The 22,162-nt window shown below is 66.9% G+C and carries 22 protein-coding genes; 11 read left to right on the top strand and 11 right to left on the bottom strand.

From position 1 onward, the window contains the following. Window positions 1-4 precede the first annotated feature (4 nt). The 4 genes from modA to ABZ552_RS21970 all read left to right on the top strand — a co-directional run bounded on the left by modA (window position 5) and on the right by ABZ552_RS21970 (window position 3,581). Window positions 5-787: a molybdate ABC transporter substrate-binding protein gene (modA, locus tag ABZ552_RS21955; protein WP_281880182.1), complete on the top strand. Its 783-nt coding sequence runs from the start codon at window positions 5-7 to the stop codon at window positions 785-787. A gap of 50 nt (window positions 788-837) precedes the next feature. Then, a complete protein-coding gene (gene modB / locus ABZ552_RS21960; protein WP_357439549.1) occupies window positions 838-1,596 on the top strand; it encodes a molybdate ABC transporter permease subunit in 759 nt (252 codons plus the stop codon). Further along, window positions 1,593-2,642, top strand: a complete 1,050-nt coding sequence (locus ABZ552_RS21965; protein ID WP_357439365.1) for an ABC transporter ATP-binding protein — start codon at window positions 1,593-1,595, stop codon at window positions 2,640-2,642. Before modB ends, ABZ552_RS21965 begins: the two co-directional genes overlap by 4 nt. 120 nt (window positions 2,643-2,762) lie before the next feature. Then, entirely contained in the window at window positions 2,763-3,581 is an 819-nt protein-coding gene (locus tag ABZ552_RS21970) for a class II glutamine amidotransferase (protein WP_357439368.1), read from the top strand. A 127-nt stretch (window positions 3,582-3,708) separates the two neighbouring features. Here the strand turns inward: ABZ552_RS21970 and ABZ552_RS21975 are convergent, their stop codons facing one another. Further along, window positions 3,709-3,963, bottom strand: coding sequence for a hypothetical protein (locus ABZ552_RS21975; protein ID WP_281880185.1), 255 nt, complete (start codon window positions 3,961-3,963; stop codon window positions 3,709-3,711). On the opposite strand from ABZ552_RS21975, the gene ABZ552_RS21980 reads away from it, so the two are divergent. After that, window positions 3,956-5,167 (top strand): glycosyltransferase 87 family protein, encoded by a 1,212-nt coding sequence (locus tag ABZ552_RS21980; RefSeq protein ID WP_281880187.1) that lies wholly within the window; start codon window positions 3,956-3,958, stop codon window positions 5,165-5,167. The genes ABZ552_RS21975 and ABZ552_RS21980 overlap by 8 nt on opposite strands. Window positions 5,168-5,275: 108 nt before the next feature. Here ABZ552_RS21980 and ABZ552_RS21985 read toward each other — a convergent pair whose 3' ends face one another. After that, window positions 5,276-6,382 (bottom strand): class II histone deacetylase, encoded by a 1,107-nt coding sequence (locus ABZ552_RS21985; protein ID WP_281880188.1) that lies wholly within the window; start codon window positions 6,380-6,382, stop codon window positions 5,276-5,278. Between the two features lie 261 nt (window positions 6,383-6,643). On the opposite strand from ABZ552_RS21985, the gene ABZ552_RS21990 reads away from it, so the two are divergent. Continuing rightward, complete coding sequence (locus tag ABZ552_RS21990; RefSeq protein ID WP_281880966.1) at window positions 6,644-7,480, top strand: glutamate ABC transporter substrate-binding protein; 837 nt, start codon at window positions 6,644-6,646, stop codon at window positions 7,478-7,480. 99 nt (window positions 7,481-7,579) lie between these two features. On the opposite strand, the gene ABZ552_RS21995 is transcribed toward ABZ552_RS21990, so the two are convergent. From ABZ552_RS21995 to rox, 4 genes are all read right to left on the bottom strand, one after another. Further along, window positions 7,580-8,383 (bottom strand): MerR family transcriptional regulator, encoded by an 804-nt coding sequence (locus ABZ552_RS21995; RefSeq protein ID WP_281880189.1) that lies wholly within the window; start codon window positions 8,381-8,383, stop codon window positions 7,580-7,582. After that, a complete protein-coding gene (locus ABZ552_RS22000) occupies window positions 8,376-8,912 on the bottom strand; it encodes a VOC family protein (protein WP_281880190.1) in 537 nt (178 codons plus the stop codon). Before ABZ552_RS22000 ends, ABZ552_RS21995 begins: the two co-directional genes overlap by 8 nt. Window positions 8,913-9,100: 188 nt before the next feature. Beyond that, window positions 9,101-9,496 carry a nuclear transport factor 2 family protein gene (locus ABZ552_RS22005; protein WP_281918356.1) on the bottom strand — a complete coding sequence of 132 codons (396 nt, stop codon included), beginning with the start codon at window positions 9,494-9,496 and terminating at the stop codon, window positions 9,101-9,103. 206 nt (window positions 9,497-9,702) lie between these two features. Next, complete coding sequence (rox, locus tag ABZ552_RS22010; protein WP_357439374.1) at window positions 9,703-11,139, bottom strand: rifampin monooxygenase; 1,437 nt, start codon at window positions 11,137-11,139, stop codon at window positions 9,703-9,705. Between the two features lie 594 nt (window positions 11,140-11,733). Between rox and ABZ552_RS22015 the strand changes: the two genes are divergently transcribed. Further along, window positions 11,734-13,146 carry a PQQ-binding-like beta-propeller repeat protein gene (locus tag ABZ552_RS22015; protein ID WP_357439377.1) on the top strand — a complete coding sequence of 471 codons (1,413 nt, stop codon included), beginning with the start codon at window positions 11,734-11,736 and terminating at the stop codon, window positions 13,144-13,146. A gap of 154 nt (window positions 13,147-13,300) precedes the next feature. Then, window positions 13,301-13,768 carry a hypothetical protein gene (locus ABZ552_RS22020; RefSeq protein WP_281880197.1) on the top strand — a complete coding sequence of 156 codons (468 nt, stop codon included), beginning with the start codon at window positions 13,301-13,303 and terminating at the stop codon, window positions 13,766-13,768. Between the two features lie 81 nt (window positions 13,769-13,849). Here ABZ552_RS22020 and ABZ552_RS22025 read toward each other — a convergent pair whose 3' ends face one another. Together ABZ552_RS22025 and ABZ552_RS22030 are read right to left on the bottom strand one after the other, a co-directional pair. After that, window positions 13,850-14,308, bottom strand: a complete 459-nt coding sequence (locus ABZ552_RS22025; RefSeq protein ID WP_281880198.1) for a hypothetical protein — start codon at window positions 14,306-14,308, stop codon at window positions 13,850-13,852. 351 nt (window positions 14,309-14,659) lie between these two features. Next, window positions 14,660-15,787, bottom strand: coding sequence for an NADH:flavin oxidoreductase (locus ABZ552_RS22030; RefSeq protein WP_357439380.1), 1,128 nt, complete (start codon window positions 15,785-15,787; stop codon window positions 14,660-14,662). A 99-nt stretch (window positions 15,788-15,886) separates the two neighbouring features. Here ABZ552_RS22030 and ABZ552_RS22035 point away from each other — a divergent pair, with 99 nt between their 5' ends. Together ABZ552_RS22035 and ABZ552_RS22040 are read left to right on the top strand one after the other, a co-directional pair. Beyond that, window positions 15,887-16,354, top strand: coding sequence for a MarR family transcriptional regulator (locus ABZ552_RS22035; protein ID WP_357439383.1), 468 nt, complete (start codon window positions 15,887-15,889; stop codon window positions 16,352-16,354). Between the two features lie 68 nt (window positions 16,355-16,422). Continuing rightward, the gene (locus ABZ552_RS22040; protein ID WP_281880201.1) at window positions 16,423-16,791 is read left to right on the top strand and encodes a hypothetical protein; all 369 of its coding nucleotides are present in this window, start codon (window positions 16,423-16,425) and stop codon (window positions 16,789-16,791) included. 116 nt (window positions 16,792-16,907) lie between these two features. On the opposite strand, the gene ABZ552_RS22045 is transcribed toward ABZ552_RS22040, so the two are convergent. After that, on the bottom strand, window positions 16,908-17,507 hold the full coding sequence (locus ABZ552_RS22045; RefSeq protein WP_357439386.1) for a hypothetical protein: 600 nt from the start codon (window positions 17,505-17,507) through the stop codon (window positions 16,908-16,910). A gap of 47 nt (window positions 17,508-17,554) precedes the next feature. Beyond that, a complete protein-coding gene (locus ABZ552_RS22050; protein WP_281880204.1) occupies window positions 17,555-18,490 on the bottom strand; it encodes a hypothetical protein in 936 nt (311 codons plus the stop codon). 976 nt (window positions 18,491-19,466) lie between these two features. Here ABZ552_RS22050 and ABZ552_RS22055 point away from each other — a divergent pair. Next, entirely contained in the window at window positions 19,467-21,146 is a 1,680-nt protein-coding gene (locus ABZ552_RS22055; protein WP_281880967.1) for an RDD family protein, read from the top strand. A 209-nt stretch (window positions 21,147-21,355) separates the two neighbouring features. Here ABZ552_RS22055 and ABZ552_RS22060 read toward each other — a convergent pair whose 3' ends face one another. After that, window positions 21,356-22,048 carry an NAD(P)H oxidoreductase gene (locus tag ABZ552_RS22060; RefSeq protein WP_357439390.1) on the bottom strand — a complete coding sequence of 231 codons (693 nt, stop codon included), beginning with the start codon at window positions 22,046-22,048 and terminating at the stop codon, window positions 21,356-21,358. Between the last annotated feature and the right edge of the window lie 114 nt (window positions 22,049-22,162).

Consider the following 22,162-nt stretch of genomic DNA (forward strand, 5'->3'; position numbering starts at 1 on the left):
GAGGATGGCAATTCGTAAGTGGTGTGTCGCGGTCGCGACCGTGCTGGTTGTCGTGACCGCGGCGGCCTGCGGTTCGGACGACGCGACCGAGCACGCCGACGGACGTCAGGTGTCGGGCACGGTGACCGTGTTCGCCGCGGCCTCGCTCACCGAGACGTTCGGGGAGCTCGGCAAGCAGTTCGAGGCCGCGCACCCGGGCGTCGAGGTGGTCTACAGCTTCGGGGCGAGTTCCGCCCTTGCGCAACAGATCATCCAAGGCGCACCGGCCGACGTGTTCGCCTCGGCCGCTCCGAAGAACATGCAGCAGGTCCGCGACAAGGGCGAGGTCGCCACCGCGCCGGTGACTTTCGTGCGCAACCGGCTCCAGATCGCGGTGCCGAAGGGCAATCCGGGACGCATCACGGGGCTGACCGATTTCGGCAAGACGGAGCCCAAATTCGCGTTGTGCGCGGAGCAGGTACCCTGCGGCGCCGCTGCCGCGAAGGTCTTCGAGACCGCGGGCATCACCCCGCAACCCGACACCCGCGAGCAGGACGTCAAGGCGGTGCTGACCAAGGTCACGCTCGGGGAAGTCGACGCCGCGCTGGTGTACCGCACCGACGTCGAGGCCGCGGGCGACAAGGTCGAGGGCATGGCCTTCCCGGAATCGGCCGCGGCGATCAACGACTACCCGGTCGCGCCACTGGCGCACGCGCCGAACGCGACGGCCGCCGCGGCCTTCGTCGACTTCGTGACATCGGAGAAGGCCAAGCCGGTCTTCGTCGCGGCGGGATTCGACACCCCGTGATCGCGCCCTCGCGGCGGCGTGCGGTACTCGGACGGCGACCGGTCGCGCTGATGCTGCCCGCCTTCTGCGGGCTGGCGTTCCTCCTCGTGCCTTTGATCGGACTGCTGTGGCGAGCGCCGTGGGCGACCATGCCGGATCGGCTGTTCAGTGCCGAGGTCGGCCGAGCGTTGCGGCTCTCCTTGGTGTGCGCGACCGCGGCCACGGCGATCTGCCTGGTTCTGGGCATTCCCTTGGCCTGGGTGCTCGCGCGCGCCGCACTGCCGGGGCGCGGGCTGATCCGCGCTTTGGTCACCGTGCCGCTGGTGTTGCCGCCGGTGGTCGGCGGTGTCGCGCTGCTGCTCGTGCTCGGCCGGCGCGGGCTGATCGGACAGTATCTCTACGAATGGGCGGGTGTCTCCCTGCCGTTCACCACGGCCGGGGTGATCGTGGCCGAAGCGTTCGTGGCCATGCCCTTCCTGGTGATCTCCGTCGAAGGAGCGCTGCGGGCGGCCGATCCCCGCTTCGAGGAAGCGGCCGCCACGCTTGGCGCCACCCGCTGGTACGCGTTTCGCCGGGTGACGCTGCCTTCGGTCCTGCCCGGCGTGGTGGCGGGCGCGGTGCTGTGCTGGGCGCGTGCGCTCGGCGAGTTCGGCGCCACGATCACGTTCGCGGGCAACTTCCCCGGCCGCACCACCACCATGCCGCTGGCGGTCTACCTCGCGCTGGAGACCGACCCGGATGCCGCGATCGTGCTGAGCCTGGTGCTGCTGGCCGTCTCGGTCACCGTGCTGGTCGCGTTGCGCGAACGCTGGATCCGGGGGGCGATGTGAGTTTGGCGGCCGATCTGCGCATCCAGCGCGGACGTTTCGCGCTCGAGTTGCCGCTGGATGCCGCTCCTGGCGAAGTGGTGGCCTTACTCGGGCCCAACGGGGCGGGGAAGACCACGGCGTTGCGTGCCCTGGCGGGGCTGATCGCACTCACCGGTGGGCACATCCGGCTGGATGGCGTCACCTGGGACGCGCCACCGTCGACGTTCGTGCCCGCCGAACGCAGGCAGGTCGGCGTCGTGTTCCAGGACTATCTCCTGTTCGGGCATCTGTCGGCGTTGGAGAACGTCGCCTTCGGCCTGCGCGCCCGCGGATATCGCCGCGCCGCCGCACGGGAGCGCGCTACCCGATGGCTCGCGCGTGTCGGACTGGCTGATTACGCGCACCGCAAGCCCCGGGCGCTGTCGGGCGGGCAGGCGCAGCGGGTGGCGCTGGCTCGTGCGCTGGCCATCGAACCACGACTGTTGCTGCTCGACGAACCGCTCGCCGCGCTGGACGCGGGCACCAGAGTCCAAGTGCGCTCGGACCTCGCTCACCACCTGCGCGATTATCCCGGCCACACCGTTCTCGTCACCCATGACCCGCTCGACGCCATGGTCCTCGCCGACCGGCTGGTCATCCTGGAGGACGGCGCGATCGTCCAGCAAGGTCCGCCCGCGCAGGTGGCGGCGCGGCCACGCTCGGACTACGTGGCCACCCTGATGGGCCTCAATCTCTACCGCGGCACCGCCCGTGGCATGAGCGTCGATCTGGACGGTGGCGGCAGCATCACCCTCGCCGAACCCACGCAGGGGCGTGTCCACGTGGCGTTCGGCCCCACCGCGGTGAGCCTGCACCCGCGACAACCTGCCGGCAGCCCCCGCAACAGCTGGCCGGTCATCATCACCGGGATCGAGCAGCACGCGCACATCATGCGCATTCGTCTCGACGGGGCGCCACCCGTCCTCGCCGACATCACACCGGCCACGGTGGCCGAATTGCACCTGCATCCTGGGCAGCGGCTGTGGGCCGCGGTGAAGGCCACCGAAACCCGCGCGTATCCGGCATGACATGTCAGCGGGTCGACGCGGTGTCGAGTCCGCGAGGACGGCAGGCGACCGGTCGCCGAGTGCCGAGATTTTCCAGCCGAACCACGGCCACTCTGCTTGAATCGATATATGTGCAGGTGGATGGCTTATTCCGGGGAGCCGATCCTGGCCGAGGACCTTTTGTTCCGGCCGGTGCACTCGTTGATCGATCAGAGCCTGCACTCCCAGCTGGGTGCGACGACCACGAACGGTGACGGCTTCGGCATCGGATGGTATGGCGAAGGTCCGCAGCCCGCGGTGTTCAAGGACATCGAACCGGCGTGGAACGACCGCAACCTGCGGGAGGTCGCGGCGCAGGTGCGCACGCCGCTGTTCTTCGCGCACGTGCGCGCGTCGACCGGAACCGCTGTGCAACGCAGTAACTGTCACCCGTTCCGGCACGGACACTGGTTGTGGATGCACAACGGATCCGTGCTCGGTTTCCACCAGTTCAAGCGCGATCTGATGACGGCGGTCGAGCCGGCTTTGTTCGCCGACATCGAGGGTTCGACGGATTCCGAAGTGCTCTTCTTCCTGGCGCTCACCTTCGGGCTGGTCGAGGACCCGTTCACCGCGGTCGCCCGCGCGGTCGGCTTCGTCGAAGACGTCGGTCGCGCGTACCAGGTCGATGCCCCGGTACAGATGACGGTCGCGACCACCGACGGCGACTCGATGTGGTTCTTCCGGTACTCCACCGAACGGCGGTCGCGCTCGCTGTTCTACTCCAACGACGTCGCGAAGGTGCGTGCGCTGCATCCGGAGGTTGAAGCGCTGCGCGAGCTGGGTGAGGAGGCTCGCTTCGTGGTTTCCGAGCCGCTGCGCGACCTGCCGGGGGCGTGGAACGAGGTCGAGGAGTCGTCGGCCGGTGTCGTCCGCCTCGGCCACGACGAAACGCGCCCGTTCCAGCCGATCGCCCCCTGACACCCGGGGTGTTCGGCCGCCTTGTACGCCGCTCCGCAGCCGTCGATGAAGTCGGCGCGCATGCGTGGCGCTGACCATCTGCGCGCTGTCGCGTTCTCCGAAGTGATTTTCGACGGGCACCGTGGTGTCACAGCCATTCGCCCGAATGACGGGGACGACCGACGGCGGTGCGGTCCCAGGGGGCGGCAGCGGGGTCCGGGGTCCGGTCGCACACTTCCCAGTGGAAGAAGGCGAATCCGATTGCCGGATCACAGGTTTGGTCGGCAGGGCCGCAGGCCGGACGGATGTGGCGACGGTTAGGCTGCCTTGTGCGCGGACTGTCGTCGGTATCGAGATTGTGGTCGGTGTGGGCGGTCACCCGAATACTGATGGTGGTGTTCACGGGAGTGACCGCACTGCCGCACAGCATTTGGGACGCTTCGGCCGCGGACTTGACGCTCTACCGGGAATGGGCCGAGCTCATCGTGGAACAGAACGTCTTCCCCCTGGACGACGAGCGGTGGCAGTACCCGCCCGGAGCGGGCGCGTTGCTGGCGGTGCCTTGGCTGCTCGGCGGCGGATTCGGTTACAACTGGTTGTTCTTCGCGCTGGTCGGCGCGGCGGACGCGAGCGTCCTCGGCTTGCTGATCCGGGCCGCGCGGGGTGACGACTCGGCCACGGCGCAGGCCGGGCCGTGGATATGGACCGTCGGCGTGGCGTTGCTGGGACGGGTCTGTTACGGCCGATTCGATCTGATCGTGGCGGCGGCCGCGGTGGCGGCACTGCTGTGGTCGACGCGCCGCCCCGCCGCGGCAGGCGCGGCCGCTGCCGCGGGCGTGCTGCTGAAAATGTGGCCGGTGGTGGTCGTGCTGGGATTGCGTCGGCGGGCGCTCACGCACGTAAGTGCGGCGACGATCGGTGTCGGTGCGGCGGCGGCCGTGGCACTGACAGCATGGGCCCCCGGTGCGTGGTCATTTCTGGAGTTCCAGTCGAAGCGCGGACTGCAGATCGAGTCTGTCGCTGTCACACCACTTTTGATTGCCCGGTTGACGCACAGCGGTTGGGCCATCGTGCATCGATACGGGGCTGACGAGTTGACCGGGCCCGCGGTGTCGGCCGTGGCTCGGGGGTGCGTGGCCGCCACGATCCTCGGCGGCACGGTGTTGCTGGTCATCTGGTGGCGTATGCGGCCTCCGGCAGCGGATCTGGCGTTGGCCGCGGTGTTGATCGCCTTGCTGACCAGCCGGGTGCTCAGCCCGCAATACCTGGTCTGGGCGGTGGCGGTGGCCGCGGTCTGCGCGCTCGACCCGCGTACCACGCAACGGCCTGTGCTGCTGATGGTGCTGGCGACTGCGCTGGTGAGCCAAGTGGAATTCCCGTTCGTCTATGACCGGGTGGCCACCGGAAGCTGGCCGGGAGTACTGGTCCTGACAGTGCGCAACAGCCTGCTGCTCGGCGCGACTGTGTGGTCGGTTGCACGGCTGTGCCGCAACACGTCTGGGCAATCCGGCGAAAGCATGAAATCACGAGCCACTTCCACGCGGACGGCCGCCGCTCCCCATGTCGAGAGCGTTCGCGAGAGTAATGCGCTTCCGGCCGGCGGCTGACGACATGAAGGACTCGGCGCAGTCGAGCCGACCGGCGCAGCCGTCGACGTACCGCAGATTCCCTGCCTTCCGGCGTGGCACAGTCGCGGCCGCAGGTGCCCTATCGGATCAGAGCTCGGCGACCAGGCCCGCTGCGGCTTCGATCGCGGCGGCCTCGTGATCGAGTAGGACGTCGCCGCCCTGCGTCGTGACGATCGGCGTGTACGGGTCGTCCACGAATTCCTCGCCGAGCAACTCGCGCAGCACCGCGAGCCCGCAGAACGGAACGTAGTGCGGGCTGTAGCCACCTTCTTGCACGAAGGCGACACGGCCCGAGCACGTTTCGTCCGCGATCTCCAGCATCCGCCTGGTCAGGTGCCGGAAGCCGCCGCTGGTGACCATCTGCCGCGCCAGCGGATCGAGGATGCTCGCGTCGAAGCCCGATGCCACGAGGATCAATTCAGGCGTGAAGGTGCGCAACGCCGGCTCGACCACTCGGTCGATCGCATGCAGATACGCGGCGTCACCGCTGCCCGGGGGAAGCGGCACATTGATCGCGTAGCCGTATCCGTCGCCCGCGCCACGCTCCTCCCGGTAACCGGATTCGGGCGGGAAACACAGGTGCTGGTGGATCGAAATGGTCAGCACCGAGGGGTCCTCGTACCAGATGTCCTGAGTGCCGTTGCCATGGTGGACGTCCCAGTCGACCACGGCGATGCGCCGCACGCCGAGGACTTCTTTCGCGTAGGCGGCGGCGATGGAGACATTGTTGAAGATGCAGAAGCCCATGCCGGTAGCACGGGTCGCGTGGTGCCCCGGCGGATTCACCAGCGCGTAACCATTGTCGACCGTACCGTCGAGCACCCGCTGGACGAGCGCGATCGCTCCGCCTGCCGAAAGCGCCGCGATCTCGTAGCCGCCCCTGCCGAAGGACGAGACGCCGTCGCCGGCGTCCCCGCCTTTCGGTTGCAGACTCTCGGCCTTGATCCGCTCCAGATGTTGCGCCGTGTGCACCCGCAGTATGTCGGTCTCGGTAGCGGGTACCGCTTCGATCTGATGCAACTTCTCCAGCAGGCCGGATACCGCCACCAATTCGTGGAACCGCCGCTTGGTATCGGGATGCGCGAGGTGATGGCCGATCGGCTGGAGGCCGGCCGTGGCGTCGGACGGGAACAGGCTTCCGCTACCCGTGTCGGCCCACCCGTAGAGGGTGTTCCACACGTATCCAGTTGTCATGGAGATCTCCTAGCAGTTGGCGGACCGCCACACCGTCCGCCTGGTCCGATCTTGGTCTCGGGCGTGACCGCGCCCATTACAAGCACAGCGGCGACCACGCCGCAACCCGAGAAATCGCCACCTGCGGCGGCGCGGAAAAGCTTTCCACTGGCGGGGAGGCTCTCGGTCGGGGCGCTGGGAGTTTCCGGGAAAGATGACGTGTCGTCAGCACCCGGAGGCCGGCCCGGCCTGGCAGCTCAGCGTGAGAGGGAACCGAATTCGATGAGGATGAACCGAACACTTCGCCTCGCCATCGGGGCGATCGCCGTCGCCCTCGTCGCGACCGCTTGCGGTGGCGGCAGCGACGCCGCGACCACCGAAGATCATGTGCGCGAAGGCAAGCTGACCATCGGCATCAAGTTCGACCAGCCCGGTCTGGGCTTCCGCGAGGCGGACGGCTCGTTCCAAGGCTACGACGTGGAGATCGCCAAGTATGTGGCAGGCAAGCTCGGCGTCCCACCTGCCGGCATCACCTTCAAGGAAACGCCGACGGCGCAACGCGAGACGATGATCATGAACGGCGACGTGGACTTCATCGTGGCCACCTACTCGATCACCGACGAACGCAAGAAGAAAGTCGATTTCGCCGGACCGTACTTCGTGTCCGGGCAGGCCCTGCTGGTCAAGAACGAGACCACCGATATCACCGGTGTCGAGTCGCTGACCGGTAACAAGAAGCTCTGCTCGGTCAAAGGCTCCACTCCCGCGCAATACGTCAAGGACCACTACGCCAAAGACGTTCAGCTGGTCGAACTGGACAACTACTCGCAGTGCATCCAAGCTCTGCGCAGCGGCGCGGTCGACGTGGTGACCACTGACGACATCATCCTCGCGGGCTTCGCGGGCCAGGTATCGGGCGAACTGAAGCTGGTCGGCGACACGTTCACCACCGAGAAATACGGCATCGGCCTGAGAAAGGGCGATCAGCAGACCCGCGCCAAGATCAATGACGCGATCGAGCAGATGATCGCCGACGGTTCGTGGCAGAAGGCGTTCGAGAACACGATCGGCCCGCTCCGCGACTCGACTCTGACGCCACCGTCGGTCGATCGATACTGATGCGCCCGCACGCGCGGGTGGCTCGGCAGAAGGCGGGTCCCACGCGACGCGGTGCGCGGGGGGAGGCATCCCACGGGTACGGGATTCCGGACCCGCGCTCTAGTCCCAGGTCGCGGTGTCGGGGTCGATGCCGTGGGCGCGCGCGCCGGCGTCGATGATGCGACGAAACCACGTGGCGAGGCCGGCGCGGATGCCGTCGTAGTGGGCAGCGAATGCCGGATCGGCCTCGAACCTGCGGCCGAGACAGACCTGCATCTGCCTGGTGAGGGGAAAGTACGAAGCGAAAACCTCGCGGTGCCGCTCGACGAGTCGATTCGCTTCCGGGCTACCAGGGGTGACGCCGGCGTCCATCGCCTCCCCGAGGTCGCGATCGAGGCAGGCGATCTCGTCGGCGATGGCCTGCCATTCCTCCGGACCGCGCGAGGCTGAGCGTTCGGCGTACTGCAACCACTGCGTCGTGTCTCCGTAGCGCTCACGCGCTTGGGCGGGCCAGTCCGGGTTCCACCGGGGGCCGAAGATCGCGGCCTGCTGCTGAGCGCTCAGCAGCAGGCCGCGCTCGTGGGCGTCGATCATCCGATCCACTCCGGCGCCGAGTTGCTGGAGGCGGTCGATCCGTTCGTCGATCTGAGTGCGCTGGGCGCGCAACGCGCCGGGCACGTCTGCGGTCGGATCGTCCAAGATGGCCTGGATATCGTCCAGGCCGAGACCGATCTCACGGTAGACGACGATACGGTGTAGGCGTTCCAGATCATCAGCGGTGTACAGCCGGTATCCGGCGGCCGTGCGCAGCGACGGGCGCGCCAGACCGATCTCATCCCAGTGGTGCAGCGCGCGGACTGTCACGCCCAGACGCGTCGAGACCTGACCGACGGTCACACCATCGGCGTCGGTGGCATCAGGCATGCTCACCATTGTCGCCGCCATCGACGCCCGGCGCGGTGATCCCGATGGCCGCGAGATTCCGCGCCTCCTGACTTGCCGGGTCGAAGGGCTTCGCCGCAGTGAGAACGATCCGCGCGTTCTCCGGGGTGATCACCACGACGTCGCGGGTGTTCCAAGGAGTATCCCGTGGGCCGTCGACCGAGTTCGGGCGCAACGCGCGACAGGCCTCGACAAGGGAATCGACCTGGCCGAGCACGCACGCGAAGCTGAAGCTGATCGCAGGCGCCTGCTCCGGAACGCTCTCCGCCGCGACGAGAAGTACGTCCTGGAAGGCCCACCGGCGCAGATGCACGAGCCTGCCGGGGATGCCGAACAGTTCGAAGAACCCGAGCCCACGGACCCAGAAGTCCACCGACGCCGCCAAATCGCTCGTGGGGATCGTCACGAACGCCGGCATTCCATAGATTCCTCGGAACGGCTCCGGCGCAACGGCATCCGGGCCGGGGGTGGGTACGGGACTCATCTCGAAGGCGTTGTAGTAATCGCTCATAGACCCCACCCTTCAGCCTCACGCCACGTGAGGGTCAAGCGGAATCCGTGAGTTCGTTCGCGGCTCGTGCAGTGCGTCCGGCCGACGGACCCGGACCGCGCTGGGTGCGACTCCGCCTCGTTATCCCCGGCTCTGCGATGTCGTCGTAGAACGGCTCCGAGAGGCATGCCAAGCGTCCGGGGGAGCGGTCAATCCTTGCGGATCCAGGCGGGCATGATCCGTGTCGCGCTGATTCGCCAGCCTGCCGGCGTCCGCACCGCAGTGCAGGCCTGCCGGAGGCCTCCAGTCTGATGGGGCGGCTGACCGTCGCGGTAGTAGTACACGATCGAATTCGACGAGACATCGGCCTGGTCGCCGTCGAGGTTCACCAGCAGGTCGGTGGTCGTGTGCTGAGTATGTTGCCCTTCGACCTCGGCCCGGCGCATATAGTCGACGACTTTGTCGATGCCGCGGACTTGAATGCGCGGCGAATCGACCTCCACATCATCGGTGAAGACGGTGCCGGCATCCTCCCACCGCTGCTCGTCGAGCAGACGGGCGAAGCGGCTGAACAGATCGGCGATCTCGATGCGGTCGGCGATCACGGTACTCGTGGACATGAAACCCCTATTCATTGGAGACTCCAACATTGGCCTCGCCAACTATACACATAGTAGTTGGCCGTGCCAACGATCCGGGTTGCTCCTGGAAGCACGGATGACCGCGAACGAGTTGGCCGCCGAGTCAGGTGGCAGCGCAGGCCCACCGATGGGCGTCTACCGCTTCGGCGAGGTGAAGGCGCGGTACCGGCTCATGACGATGCGGCGGCCCCGAACCACTTCGGCAGATGATTGCGCAGATCCTGCTGGTCGTCGCCGACCCACGCCACGTGGCCGTCCGGTCGCAGCAGCACAGCGGGCACGTCGAACTCCTCGCTGACGTCGACGACGTGGTCCACCCGATCGGCCCAACCCGCCACCGACAGCAGGCCGGTCCGGTCGAGCAGCAGCCCGCGACCGCCGTGCATCAGCTCGTAGAGGCGCCCTCGCTTCAAGCTCACGTCCCGCATCCGCCGTCCGAGCAGGTCGTGTCCCTCGCCGAAGTCGTAGCGGACCCCGACGGCGGTGATGATCTCGGTGATGTACCGGTTCACCTCTTCGAAGTCCATCAGCGTCGAGAACAGTTCGCGCAGTGCGGTCGCGCCCGGATCGGTGCCCATCAGCGTCATCTGCGCGCGGGTGTTCTCCAACACGCGGGCGCCCACCGGGTGCCGTTCGGCGTGATAGCTGTCCAGCAGTCCCTCCGGCGCCCAGCCGTCGACCTCGGCGGCCAATTTCCAGCCGAGATTGAACGCGTCCTGAACGCCGATGTTGAGTCCCTGCCCGCCGGTCGGCGGGTGGATGTGGGCGGCGTCGCCGGCCAGCAGCACCCGGCCGACGCGGTAACGCTCGGCCTGCCGGGTGGCGTTACCGAAACGGGTCAACCAGCGCGGTGAGTGCACCCCGAAATCAGTGCCCGCGGTCGCCCGCAGCTGCCGCTTGAACTCCTCGAGGGTCGGAGCGCTCGCGCGCTCTTCCGCCACTCCGGCGGCCGGCACGATGACGCGGTACAACCCCTCACCGTCGTCGACGCGCACGGCGCCGAACCGCTTCTGCGTCTTGTTGATCTCCGCGACGATGGCGGCGGCCACGGCCGGGTCCTCGGTCATCTCCATGACGCCCAGCAGCGTCTCGACCTTGGAAGGCTCGCCGGGGAAATCGACGCCGAGCAGCCTGCGCACCGTGCTGCGACCACCGTCGCAGCCGACGAGGTAGCGCGAGCGCAGATGCGCGCCGTCGGCCAGTTCGACGGTCACCCCGTCCTCGTCCTGGCTCAACCCCACCACTTCGCAGCCGCGCCGGATCTCGGCACCGAGTTCTCGGGCGCGCTCATCGAGCAGCCGCTCGGTGACCGGCTGCGGAGTGGCGAGCCCGTACGCGTGAGCGGTGTCCAACCGCTCCGGCCACGGCTTGATGATGCCGCCGAAGAGACCACCGACCTGGAACTTCTCGCTCACCGCGAGGAACCGGTCCAGCAGCCCGCGCTGGTCCATGATCTCGACGCTGCGGACGTGCAAGCCCTGGCCGCGGGACTGCCCGCTCGGCTCCGCCTCCTTCTCCAGCACGAGGGTGTGCACATCGTGCAGCCGCAATTCGCCGGCCAGCATCAAGCCGGTCGGCCCGCCGCCGACAACGATCACGTCGATCACAAAATCTCCTTTGCCTCTTCGCCGGCAGACGGCGCGGTTCGGCGGCGCGCACCCGAACTTGCCCGCCGGGTACCTGCCACACACCGCGCGTCTCACGGGCGGTTCGTCATCCCGCGAGATGCGCCCGCCGCCGAAACGCCCGCGCGTCGCGAGAGCTTGATTTCCGCAGGTTCTGACTTCGGCTGGAGATTCTGCAGCACACCCGGGGCCTTGCCGCAAGGCCCCGGGTGCGTTATATGGTGAGAGTGGGCCTGAGTTTTGCGCGGGAGCGGCGGACATCAGCGCCGCACCGGCCGCAGAGTGCCGGCGACGATGTGGCGATCGACCCGGACCAACTCAAACCCGTTATCCTTCAGTTGGTTTCGGCCACGAAGATGACCTCGGTGGCTGAATCGAGTGCAGAGCCCCGCCCGCGATCGGACCGGCACTGGTGGACATCCACCTGGACAAGGACGAATCGCACCGGCTGGCAAGAACTACGGAACCATCCGTGCCCCGGGTCGTGCTCGCGATCGTCACCCTCGAGGACGGCTCATACTTTGCCTATCCACGCCGTCCAGTGCCTGGTCCTGGTAGATGCACGAGGAGACCCGTATGAACAAGGCCGCTGAATGGCTCACTGATCAGGGCAAGCGCAAGTTCTGGATTCCCGTGTTGATCGTGGTTGTGGTGGCGAGTATCGGCGCGGTCGTGTGGGTGAACCGATCGCCCGTGCACCCGCCGCAGGTATCGGGCGCCCACGGCCGGTTCCTGATTTCGCAGCGGCTCGACTCCGCTCCGGTGCCGCAGTGGACTTTGCGCGCCGCCGACCTGTCCGGCGAGCCCGGCGCGGTCTTGCTGGCAGCGCCGCAGAACCTGCACCGCTACTACGGCTACGGCTCCCCGGTGGACGCCGGGACGATGATCGTGGCGGCGACCGCGGTGCCCGGCGCCCCTGGGCCGGGTGAAAACGCTGGACTCACCGTCGGACCGGTGCGGATGCACGGCATTGATCCGGATACCGGCCACGTGCGATGGACGACCGAGGCCGGTGAACTCCTCGGTTGCCATGAGCAGGTTTTCGACGGGCAGCTCGCCTGCCGCGGCGCGCATCGAGTGTTGATCATCGAGGCTGCGACGGGGGCGGTACTCGGAGACCACACGACGGACTTCGAGGTCACAGACGTGGCGGTGCGAGACGGCGTAGTTTCGGTGGCCGGCCGAACCGCCGATTGGATGACCGCTGTCCTCATGCGAGGAACCGTTTCCGGTCTCGGCGCGACGTGGCAGCGAACGTACCCGACGCCTGTTCCCGGCGACCCGGTCACGCCCAGGATCGACGTGCTCGCGCGGGACTACTTCCTCGACGGGCACGACCACGGCGTGCGCGTCCACGATCTGCGCACCGGCGAGTTGCTGTTCACCGGACCCGTTGTCCACACCTTCGAGGGCGGCATCGTCGCGTCCCAGGTGATCGAACGCGGCTGGAGCGCGGGAAGGGTCACGCTCGTCGGTCGCAGTGGCCATCCGATTACCGAGGTCGGCAACGCCAGCTCCGTGTTCGACTGGTATCCGGCCGCGACGGCGACGCCGCCGCCGATTCTCACCGGCGAGAGCGCCTACGAGCGAACGACAGGCCGCGTCCTGTGGACCAATGCGCAGATCGGCATCGACGAACCCATCGGGCGCAAGAGCGCGATAGCAGGGGTAGTGGACAACACCGTGATCGTCCGATCGCTCGACGGATCAGAGCTGGCCGGCCTCGACCTCACCGACGGGCACCGCATCTGGCAACAGCCGACGCCGTTCCCGAACCCCGCACGCTACGACGGCATAACCGACGCAAGCCACCTCATCCTGACCGACGGAACCACCGTGCACGCGATCGACGCCGCGGATGGTTCGACTTCCTGGTCGATGCCGTTACCGCCCAGCGGTAGGCCCAACTTCCGCTCGGCGGTCAAGGCACTGGGTGGCCGTATGGTCACGGTGACCGCGCAGGAATTCACCGGATACGCTCCGGCATGATGTGACCGCACCATGCGGATGGGCCGGATGCCGAAGTGGACTCCAGACGGCGGCATGCCCAGGTTCGGCTCGCGCGCCGTCTTGGCCCGGCGATAGAAATCCGTCTCTGCTCCGACTTGTTCCAGGACCCCGGCCCGAACTGAGGAGTCGACAAGTGAGCGACCTCGACCCGGCGTTCGATGACGACGAGCATCAGCGCTACGCCCGCTACCGCCAGGAACTGTCACGTGTTCTCCCGGAGTCCGAAAGCGACATGGTTCGTGTCGTCCTCGGTGATCCGGATACGGCGATGGCCGAGGCCGCCGTGGTCGGCCACCTCGACCGGCGGGCCACGGAACTGCTCACCGCCCCCGCATTCCCCGAGTGGGCGCACACTATCGGCCAAGTGATCGGCGAGCGCGAGTTTGTCGTCCGCAGGCTTCGCGAATGGGCTCTGCTCAGATCGATCCGCACGGGCGAGGAGTGGACTGCCGACCAGGTCTGCGGGGCCTCCGACTGGTTTCAGCGCAAAGCCGTCGACCTCACCACGTCACCCGCTGTCCTCGCCCTGCTCGCGGACAAGGGAAGAACTCGTCGGGTGCGCGCTGCGGCTGCCCGCCGCATGGTTGGAACGACCCGGTAGCCGACGAGCGGGAAGAGGGCGGCGGCGAAACGACAGACGCGGCGCCGGCCTCGCGGAGAGTCAGTGTCCCAGCGGGTCCGTCTACCGTGGTGAATCGGGATCACCGTTACAACCGCTGTCGGGCTTGTCTTCGGTGCCTTCGCCTGCACTTTTTCCGATTCGCCGCGGTTTGACCATGCGCCGGCGGCCGCCGGCCGGAGCGTCGTCACCAGCTCGTTTCCGCCGCAACGCCTCGAGATCGATGACACTCCCATCAGGCTCGGCACTGCCCAGATCTTCCTTGGAAGCGGGGTGCCGCGCCGCGCCCGGGTCGACCGGCCACCACCCTGTCTCCCGCTGCAGTTCCGATCGGAGTACGGGCTTGGTCGGTGCGGGGTCATAGAGGGACCGACCTTCCGAGCGCCAAGTCTTGTGGAGACGCTCGCCGGCTTCTTCCGCCACGCGCCGCGGGCGCCGCGGTAGTCGGGTGACTTTTGACGTGTCGTCTCCTGCTCCGGGAATCTCCACAGCCTTCATTCCTTCTTCCAGCGTCTTGCGCAACCGTTCCAGCTCGTCGAACTTCTTCCGCCGGGCCCTGGCAAGGACTCCGTCCCGGCAGCTTCCCGCTCCGACATCGAGCTAGGAGCCGACAAATGGCACCGCAGCCGTCGACGCCATGACCGCTGGTACGCCGAGTCGATGTTCGAGCTCATTGCTGATTGCGTCGGTCACCTCCGCATTCTCCCTCAGTAGGTAAACACATGAGCACCGGAGCCAGGCGCGCACTACCGCGAGAGTTGCGGCAGGTATACCGGACTGTCACGTCTGCACCACCCTAGGCTGCCACTCCGACGCGGAGGTCTTCGCCATGTCAGCTCGGCACGCCGTCACCAACGTCCATGGTCAGTACACCTAGCTCAGCGTCTTCAGGGCCGCCGCGTCGTACGGCTTCAGCTCATCGATTCGCCCCGCCAGAACCTTGGACGCCCACTCGGGGTCCTGGAGCAAGGCGCGACCGACGGCGACCAAGTCGAACTCGTCGCGCTCCAGGCGATCCAGGAGGTTGTCGAGGCTGCCGAGCTGGGCGCCCTCGCCTGTGAAGGCACGGAGAAAGTCGCCGTCGAGGCCGACCGAGCCGACGGTGATGGTGGGCTTGCCGGTGAGCTTCTTGGTCCAGCCTGCCAGGTTCAGGTCCGAGCCGTCGAACTCCGGGCGCCAGTAGCGACGGGTGGAGGCGTGGAAGGCGTCTACGCCGGCCGCGGTGAGCGGAGCCAGGATCGCCTCCAGCTCCCGCGGAGTCTCGGCGAGCCGCGCATCGTAGGCCTCCTGCTTCCACTGCGAGTAACGGAAGATCACCGGGAAGTCAGGCGAGACGGCCGCACGAACCGCGGCCACGACCTCGGCCGCGAACCTCGTACGGGCCACGGGATCACCACCGTAGACATCGTCACGGCGGTTCGTCCGCGCCCACAGGAACTGGTCGAGGAGATAGCCGTGCGCACCGTGCAGTTCGACGCCGTCGAAGCCGATGCGCTCGGCGGCCGCCGCGGCCTCGGCGAAGGCGCCGATGACGTCGTCCAGATCACTGCGCGTCATCGTGTTGCCGAGACCTTCGGTGCCGTCGACGCGAATACCGGAGGGGCCGATGGCAGGCGCGTCCGGGTAGGGCGCGTCGCCCTGGTTGCGGACCATGCCGATGTGCCACAGCTGCGGCACGATCGTGCCGCCCGCCGCGTGTACGTCCTCGGCGACCTTCGCCCAGCCCGCCAACTGCTCTTCCCCGTGGAACCGTGGCACACGATCGCTCTGTCCGGCGGACGCGTGCCCGACGTAGGTGCCCTCGGTGACGATCAATCCCACGCCGGCGGCGGCGCGGCGGGCGTAGTACGACCGCACGTCGTCACCGGGAATGCCGCCAGGGGAGAACATGCGCGTCATCGGCGCCATCACGATGCGGTTCGGGACGGTCAGGCCGTTCAGCGTGACGGGCCGGGACAGGATCTCGGCCGTACGAGAGGCGTCGGACGCGGTAACGATCACTGGGTACTCCTGGTTCGATGGTTGAGAACTTCAAGCAATGGCCACACGCTAGGGGTAAATATTTGAGATAGTCAAGTTTCTCCGGATAGGCTGGCTGCCATGGCAGAAGCTCCCCGCGTCGACACGGCCCAGCTCATGGAGCTGCTCTCGGTGTCGCTCGGCGTCTACTACGGCGACTTCACCGTCGCGGCGGCGAGTGAGAACCTCACGGCGAGCCAGGGCAAGGCGCTGACCGTGCTGCGCCGGGGGCCCGTCGCGATGCGCGCCCTAGCCGAGACCTTGGCCTGCGACGCCTCCAACGTCACCGGGATCATCAACCGGCTGGAGAAGCGTGGCCTCGTGCGACGGGAGGTCAACGAATCCGATCGGCGCGTGACCAATCTCGTGATCACGTCCGAGGGTGAGCAGGTAGTCGATACGATTCGGGCGAGAATGCGCGCCACCCGAGACGGCCTGGACAGACTCGGCGACCAGGACCGGGATCGCCTGTACGCACTGCTGGAACGGGTTTTCGTCGACCGGCCCAGCACCCGATCGGACTTACCTACGTCGGTCGCCGGTCGATAGCGCCAACCACTCCGGTCACACCGCCCGCACCGTCCGGCACATGATGTAGCTCGAGAACGAGGAGGTTGATGAGTAGCACACCGGATCCGCCCCGAGCGTTGACCGACCTGGAAATCAGCGTCGTCACCAGGCTGCTGTCGTCGAACGCCCCCGGCGCCTCCGAATATCTGACGCAGGTGCCGTACTCACAGGTCGTCGCAACGTGGGGTGTCGGTTCACCTAGTGTCGATCTGGCGGTGCGCCCCGGTGCCGTGCAAGCATCCGGTTCGCCGGACGGCATCTTCGCCGACGGAGCGGTCACCGACCGCAACGGAGCACCGATCGGCGAGGTCATTCTGTGGGTCGAGAACGGCTGGCTCAGCGGAATCGAGTACGCCTGGTATACGGACCAACCCCCTGACGCGCTGCCCGAGCCCGGTCGGATCGAGCTTCTGTAGCGCGAGCTGATGATGGGGCGAACCATCCTCGGACCGTGGCGGTTCCGCTTCTTCGGTAACCCGGTGCCCGGGCGTGCCCAGCAGGGCGGCACCGGCTCGAGGGGCCCCATCCGACCTCACCTGGGCTCGTCCCGCCTGACGGAGGCGAGGAGGGTTCGCACCACCGGTGGGCCGCCCTCGGGGACCGCGATCGGGGGATCGAGAAGTTGTCCGGCCAGCCAGCAGACCTGGATGGCGTCCATACCCGCGATGCTCCACGCACAGCACACCCCGCCGAACGCCTCGGTGAGGCCGACGAACATGTCCCGCAGATTGTCCGAACGGTAGAACATGAGCGCCATCGACCAGTTCGTGGCGGAGAAGGACAGGCAGGCGTAGTCGGGATCGCGCTCGGCCCGGGGCGAGACGATCAGGCGTATCGAGCCGATCCGCGCGAATCCCCGGCTGTCGAACTCGATCGGGTGTTGCCGTCGTTCTCGGAGGTCGTCGAGGTAGTGCTGCAGGTCCTCGTCGACGGACCCCGCGCTGCCGTGGAGGAACAGATCGAGAGCGAGGGCGCTCCGACTGCCGAAGGGCACGGGCTCCGGATCGGCCGGGGCCACCGCAATGCTCAGCGGCGTGTTGTCGTTCGACAGGGGTCGCGTCCCCGTGAGAGGACCGTCCGTCGTGTCGAGATCACTGGAAGGAAGGTAGATCTCGTACCAGGTGTCGTTCATTCGCGCCCTTCGGTCCGGTCCAGCGGGTGGCGTCGTATGACAACTGATCAAGGATGACGGGCGATGTCGATTCGAATGTTGTCGCTGGTATTGATGATGAATACGCGATCGCGCTTGGCTTTCCAGTCATAAGGGATCAAGAAATAGCGATCGGGCGTCCGAACCAGCAGCGTCAGGCCGCTGTAGACGTATCGGAATTTCTCGTCGGGCACGGTGATCGGGTCGACGCGGGAGGCGCCGCCTTCGATGGCGAGCCGGTCGACGCTGAACAACAACACCAGCGGGCGGTCGGCGAAGTGGGTGGTCTCAGCGGTGCGAGCATCCTGGCTCGCCTGTGCCGCGGCATAGCCGCCGACCGACCACATGACTCCGAGCAAGCCGATGGCCAGTAGAGCCAGCACGGTCACCCACGGCAAGTCCGTTGTGCGATCGCGTCGGCGTCGGCGGGGGCCGAGTTGGACGGGATGCCACATCCGAAGCGCAATCGCGTAGCCGAGCAATGCCGCGCCGGAGATCAGCATGAGCGGCAGATAGTGACTCATCGCCGCCGGCAACCGCTCACGAAGCAGGATTCCGATGGCAACTCCAGCCTGCAAGCCCACTCCGAGTATGACGACGAACAGGAACCAGCGGCGCAACGTGCGTCGTGGTCGCCGCGTTCGGACCGCGACGAGTATCGGGATCGGCCGAAGCCCGGCGAGCGCCACCGCGGCCAGCAGAGCCAGCAAGGCGGGCCAGTAAGCGCCGTTGATACTGCGCACGACGTAATCAGGAATCGAATAGCCGAGCATGCCCACGTCGATCCCGAAGTGCGCGAACCAGGTTCGCGTGTACACCTGTCCGAAGTAGTACAGCATCGCTGTCACGACCAGCGCTTGCGAGGTGATCGCACCCGCGGCCGACAACACGAGGCGGAGCCCGTGCGGAAGATCCGATTGCTGCTCGTCGGCGCGGGAGGTCTGCCCGAGATCGGTCGTGATCACCGACGCGGCTCCGGTGCGGAAGTCGGGGGAGGCGCGGTCTTGGTCGGCGTCGCGGTAGGTGTCCCGCTTTCGATGCCCACACCTGATCGGCTAGGCCCGGGGTCTACCCGCGGCGTCGTCGGGATGACACTGGAGACCGTAGTGCTCGGCAGGGGAGGCGTGTTCGCCGGTGGCACAGTCGGACCGACCGCTCCCTCCCCCTCGTTCTGCTGCGCCGCCGGAGGCGCCGCGGTAAGAGGAACAATTCTCCGTGTCGCATAGGCAGATGAGGTGGCTTCAGGGGCCGGGTCTCCTGGAGTCACGGACGCGATCGATGTGCTCGCCTGCACGGTATTCGTGGGCGGAATGTTCGGCGACTCCGGATCGGTTGCGGCGCAGGCGCAAAGGACACCGACACCTACCGCGCCGATCGCGGACAACACTGCGGTGACACGCATCCGACCCCCTCGCAGATCACCAGGTTGCCGAGAATCGTCCCACAGATCTCAAGTGGCACAAGATATCTTGGACCAATCGGCGCAGCTCGAGTTCGGTGGAGAGCAGGCTCGGCCGGGGTCGCGCCCGGCGTGGGCCGAGCGGGTCCGGCAAGGCGGTCGTCGGCTTGTGGAGACCGGCGCTCCGGCACCCGAGGGCCGGACTGCTGAACGCTAGGGAAAGATCCCTAACATCACAGTAGTCTGTTCGCATGGTGACGAAACGCCGTACTGGCACGGAGACGCGGGAGCATGTCCTCCAGGTCGGCCGAAACCTTCTCTATGGGAAAGGAATCAGGGCGACGGGTGTAGACCGCTGATCATGGAGGGTGTGTACACCACGGTGGCGGAATTCGGTGCCGAGGGGCCGGCTGCACGCGCCGAAGACCTGGTCCGCAGCCTGCTCGCAACCGACTGGCCCACCGATGTCCTACGACGACGAGTCGCCGGTCGCGGGGTATGCCGATCTTCGACAGCCATGAAGCGATAAGGAACCATGAGTGATGATTGCCGAACCGCCTCTCGGATCGGCCGAGCCCGCGTACCCGGTGTCGCACCGCTATGCCTCCTGGCCTGCGAGGTTCGTCGCTGCTGTTATCGATGGCATCTTCCTGTGCGTAGTGTCTGTCGTGGCGGTGGCCATGATGCGTTTCACCCATGGGGCGCTGGCTCCTTCACCTGAAGACCTTGCGGGCAACGGAGGCTCGCTCGGGTATGCCGAGGCGTTGCGGCGGACTCGCGGCATTACCGTGGTCTTGGTTCCGGTAACGCTGCTGTCGATTGCGGCCGCTGGTTTCTGGAACCTGGCATTCCGGCCCGGACGGACCGGGCAGAGTCTGGGCAAGCAGGCGGTGGGGTTGCGCCTGGTAGATGCGCGTTCGGGTGCGCCAGTCGGGGTCGGTCGTGCGTTCGTGCGTCAGGTCGCCCACGTCACCGACGCTCTGCCGTTCTGTCTGGGGTATTTGTGGCCGCTGTGGGACGCGCGAGGTCAGACTTTCGCGGACAAACTCTGCGGCACTGTCGTGCAGGCAGCACATCGGACCGCCGCGGCGGCCGATGCCGGGTCGACCGGCTTCCCGCCGCCGGTTGCCGCGCCGCCGGATTCCGACCGTGGCGCCGAAGTCTCGAGGCACAGCGGATTGCTCGTCGCGGCCTTCACCGCAGGTGCCGTGCTGACAGTGGTGGTCGTGGTGGGGGCGTTGCTCGTTGGCTCGAGTCACGATTCGTCCACGGGGCGAGCGCCTGGAAATGCGGCCGGAGCCTCGGAGCCGTCTGGCGTGGCTCGGCCCGGGGAGGTGGGCATACCCCGAGCCAATGACATCGCGGTGGCCCCGGACGGAAGCAAGATCTTCCTGGCCGGCCACAGAAGCAAGTCTCTGACGATCTTGAAGGTCGCGGACCTGTCCGTCGCGGCCACCGTGTCACTCCCGGACGAGCCGTGGCAACTCGTGGTCAGCCCTGATGGTACGCAGGTCTATGTCGCAACACTCAGTTCGGTGGTGGTCGTCGACACCGCGACGCACCGCATCGTCGGGACGGTGCCGGTCCGGCGGTCGTCAGTGGGAGACGTTGCTGTGTCTCGTGACGGTACCCGGGTGTACGTCACGGTGTACGTCACGGCCGCAGATGTCCGTCTCGCGGTCATCGACCCTCGAGCGTTGGCGGTGATCACCACCATCACCATCGAAGAGGATGGGACCGATTACCTCACCGACTTGGTCCCCGCACCCGATGGATCGAGGTTGTACGCCAGCGGACCACGAGGCTTGTCGATCATCGACACAGCTTCCAACTCCTATCTCGGTCTGATCCCGCAGTCATCCCCGGCCGACTCGCTCGCAGTGAGCCCGGATGGCGGAACGCTGCTCTCGATGCTGGGCGGCGACATCGAGTTCTACGACACAAGAAGTCGTGCTCCGCTCGGCGCGTACCATGTGTACCGCTTCGCTGAGGACATGGTGGTGACGCCCAATGGGCGGTACGCCTTTCTCGGCGGTCCGCTCAAATCGCGTGACACAACCCCTGCCGGTATCGACGTCATCGATCTTGTCACTCGTTCTCGGGTCGGCAGCCTCAGCACCGGTAGTCGGGTGAGAATGCTCGCTATGTCGCCGGACGCACACTGGGTCTACGCCGTCGGTGATGAACATCTGATGGTCATCGATGTCTCTGACTACCGCTGATGAGGTTGTGCGGCTGAGTAATCCACGCGTCGTGGCCAGTTGTGCGGCTTCCGCTTCCATCGGCCGTTGTGCTTTCGGTGAGATCGCGCCCCAGAAGTCGCGGTCCTTGCCACCGGGGCCGGTATGAGTGCCGAAACAGAGGCGGCGATCGCGGCTGGCGCAGTGCTCCGGATGGTCGGCGCCCAGTGCCGGGCGCCGACCATCCGGGGTCAGGCCGGAACCCGGTCGGCGGCGAGGAAATTTTCGACGAAGCCCAGCGCCCGGTCTTCGAAGCCCGCATAGTGTGCTTCGCGAACCGCGCCGGTGAGGGCTTCGTCGAGCATCAGATTGCCCGCGGCATCCAGGCGCTGCCGCTTTTCTTCCGCGCCGGGCAATAGTCCCACCGACGACTGTGTGAAGCCGCAGTAGTAGGCGATACCGTCGTTGAGTTGCGCGCCGAGCGCATCCTGCATGAGTTCGACGACCGCGTCGTCATCTGCCGCGCCGGCCAGACCCAGCCACAGTATCCGCTTGCCCGCGAGCTGAGGTTTGCTGCGGCCGTAAGCGAATCCGTAGTTCCACACTCGGTCGATCCAGCCCTTCAGAATCGCAGGGACCTGCATCCAGTACACCGGGAACACCGCGACGATCACGTCGGCTGCGAGGACGCGCCGCATATGGACCTCGACCTCGGGGGAGTATGTCTTCTCACGGTTGCCCCAATCCGGGAGGTCGGCGGCGGTCATCCGGGGATCGAAATTCTCCGCGTGCAGGTCCAGCAGGTCGATCCGGTAGCCGGCCCCGGCGAGCCGCCGGGTGGCCAGTCCGGCGATATGGGCGGTCAGCGAATCGGGCCGGGGGTGTGCGACGACGACCAGCGCGGTGCGGGTGGTCGCGGTGTCTGCGGTCGGATTGTGTTGCACGGGGCCTCCCTTGCGCGTCCGAAGTTTCGGACGATCGGTTGTGTGGTCTGGTTTCATTCCACACCCCGGGCGATGGACGATCTATGGGTGAAAATCTACATTGGATAGGAGTTC

Source organism: Nocardia sp. NPDC019219 (assembly GCF_040632645.1).
Taxonomy (GTDB): domain Bacteria; phylum Actinomycetota; class Actinomycetes; order Mycobacteriales; family Mycobacteriaceae; genus Nocardia; species Nocardia sputorum.